2 protein-coding genes are annotated in these 2140 nt (G+C 43.8%); both read right to left on the reverse strand.

Annotation, left to right across the window (positions count from 1 at the left end; all coding sequences use genetic code 11):
- Positions 1-44: 44 nt before the first annotated feature.
- Positions 45-1172: an amidohydrolase gene (locus tag V7Z64_RS13070; protein ID WP_003397920.1), complete on the reverse strand. Its 1128-nt coding sequence runs from the start codon at positions 1170-1172 to the stop codon at positions 45-47.
- 36 nt (positions 1173-1208) lie between these two features.
- A complete protein-coding gene (locus tag V7Z64_RS13075) occupies positions 1209-2117 on the reverse strand; it encodes a TIGR01777 family oxidoreductase (RefSeq protein ID WP_297990538.1) in 909 nt (302 codons plus the stop codon).
- Positions 2118-2140: the final 23 nt, after the last annotated feature.

Here is a 2140-nt window from a genome sequence, read left to right on the forward strand (position 1 = left end):
TTATATCATACTTGAAATGATGTAAAAAATAAATAGTTTTTTTATTAATTTTTTTTGTATATTATTTCTCCATTAATCATCGTGAATATAGGGGTTGCTAAGTAGTGAAACGGATGGTAATTCCAAACGACGATGTCAGCATCTTTGCCCACTTCTATGCTGCCGACTCGGTCGTCCACTCCTAAATTTCGCGCTGGTAAAATGGTAATGCCTTCGAGCGCTTTTTGTTCATCAAGTCCTTCGCGTACAGCGATCGCCGCACAAATGTGTAAATATTGAATAGGTGTATACGGATGGTCTGTCGTAATTGAGACGTGAACACCGGCATCGGATAAAATTTTATACGTTTTCCAACTTTTGTTTTTTAGTTCTACTTTCGAGCGGCGAGTAAGTGTCGGGCCGACTGAAACGTGCAAGTTTCTTCCTTGTAGTTCTTCAGCGATGAGATGCCCTTCTGTACAATGCTCGATGCGCAAATCAAGCCCGAACTCGTCAGCTAGGCGGATCGCGGATAAAATATCATCGGCGCGATGAGCGTGAACGCGAATCGGAATGTCACGGTTTAACGCCTGAATGATGGGGATCGTACGAAAATCGTGCGGCCAATCGCTATATTTGGCGTTATAAAACGTTTCGCGAAGCATTCCCATAATGCCCATACGTGTAAGTGACTCTTTATTTCCTTGACTATGCATTCGCTTTGGGTTTTCCCCAAGGGCGAGTTTTAGACCTGCGGTTTCTTTCACAATCATTTTTGAGACGTTTTTTCCGTACGTTTTAATGACTGCGGTCGTTCCCCCGATGACATTTGCACTTCCTGGCATAATGTGTACCGTTGTAATCCCGTGTTCAATTGCATCGCGAAAACCAGGATCAAGTGGATATACGCTATCAATAGCACGCACATGCGGCGTCATCGTCTCGATTGTTTCGTTAGCATCGTTTCCAGCCCATCCTGTCCCTTCATCGTATAAGCCGAGATGTGTGTGTACGTCAATAAACCCAGGGAAGACGTATTTTCCTGATACATCAATAACTTCTGATTGTTCATATACAGGAAGGTCATAGCCTATCTCCACAATTTTTCCATTTTTAATACGTACATCTGCCCCCTTCATCGGCGGGGAAGTGATTGGGTATATTGTACCGTACTTCAGTAATATGTCTTTCATGGCAAGCTCCCTTATTTTTTTCTATTATTGTATTCGTTACGATTGTAGTATGTTCGCTAGCGCCCGATCAATAGTTGGAAACGAAAAACGGTAGCCAGCTTGCAGTAGTTTTTCTGGGGTGACGCGTTGTCCTTCCAACACGAGCATGCTCATTTCTCCTAACAGCAATTGTAACGCAAATGATGGGACGGGTAGCCAGTGTGGGCGATGTAATATGTTTGCGATCGTTTTTCCGAACTGTTTCATTGTTACAGGTTGTGGGGCGGTGACGTTGACCGGACCCGATATGTTTCCATTTCGAATCGCAAAATCTACTGCGCCGACGACATCGTCGATATGCACCCACGACATCCATTGTTGGCCGCTTCCAATTGTTCCGCCAATCAACCATTTGTACGGAAGCACGATGCGTGGCAGGGCGCCACCATGTTTCCCTAAAATAATGCCAAAGCGCATGAATACTGTGCGGACGCCGAGTGATTCGATACGTTGTCCAGCTTCTTCCCATTTTTTCACTGTTTCAGCTAAAAAGTCTGTTCCGACTTTGTTGTGACGCTCGGTAAGTGTTTCGTGTAGTGATGTGCCGTAAATGCCGATTGCGCTCGCTTGAATGACAACGCTTGGCTTATTCGGCATTTTTGCGATGAGATCGTATATCGCTTCTGTCGCTTGTAACCGACTTTCGACAATTGTTCGTTTTCTCGCGTCGTTCCAACGACCACTATTAATGGATTCACCAGCTAAGTTAATGACGACATCGATAGAAGGAAGTTGCTCCAGAGGATTTGCTTCGTTCGTTAGCCATTGTACATAATGAATATAACGATGGTGTTCCTGCTTTTGTGCATTTCGCGTTAATATATACATATGATAACCTTTTTGTGTAAAGTATGCTGTTAACGCTTGACCGACAAAACCAGTTCCTCCAGCTATTAAAATATTCATTTTTTTCCCTCCTTTCCTTCATT

This window comes from Anoxybacillus sp. (assembly GCF_036834105.1).
In the GTDB taxonomy this organism is placed as follows: Bacteria; Bacillota; Bacilli; order Bacillales; family Anoxybacillaceae; genus Anoxybacillus.

What these genes read in the sequence shown, in the direction of transcription:
- V7Z64_RS13075 (WP_297990538.1), bottom strand. Translation starts at nt 2,117, where the DNA reads ATGAATATTTTAATAGCTGGAGGAACTGGTTTTGTCGGTCAAGCGTTA.
- V7Z64_RS13070 (WP_003397920.1), bottom strand. Translation starts at nt 1,172, where the DNA reads ATGAAAGACATATTACTGAAGTACGGTACAATATACCCAATCACTTCC.